Genomic DNA, 524 nt, shown 5'->3' on the forward strand with positions numbered 1-524 from the left:
CTGACGTAGACGTTATTGCCGTTGAAATTAAAGTGGGCGACACTGTTGCCGTTGACGACACCCTGATTACGTTGGAAACCGACAAAGCTACTATGGACGTACCATGTACCGAAGCCGGTGTGGTTAAAGCCGTATTCCTGAAAGTTGGCGACAAAGTATCCGAAGGCTCTGCCATTATCGAAGTAGAAACTGCCGGTTCCGCCGCAGCTGCTCCTGCTCCTGCCGCTCAAGCTGCCGCACCTGCACCAGCCGCTGCTCCGGCTCCTGCTGCTCCAGCACCAGCCGCTGCGCCTGCTCCGGCTGCACCTGCAGCTGCCAAAATTGACGAAGCTGCTTTTGCCAAAGCCCATGCAGGTCCTTCCGCACGTAAACTGGCGCGTGAATTGGGCGTAGATTTGGGTCAAGTCAAAGGTACCGGTCTGAAAGGCCGTATCATGGGCGAAGACGTTAAAGCCTTCGTTAAATCCGTTATGCAAAGTGGTGCAGGCAAACCTGCCGCTGCCTCTTTGGGAGGTGGTCTGGAC

General features: G+C 55.7%; 1 protein-coding gene. It reads left to right on the forward strand.

Features of this window, described 5'->3' with window-relative positions:
• Positions 1–524, forward strand: a 524-nt coding sequence (locus ACTHUR_RS18050) for an E3 binding domain-containing protein (protein WP_440400124.1), incomplete at both ends; no start/stop codon positions are given.

The sequence above is a fragment of the Neisseria sp. P0021.S007 genome (genome assembly GCF_051956855.1).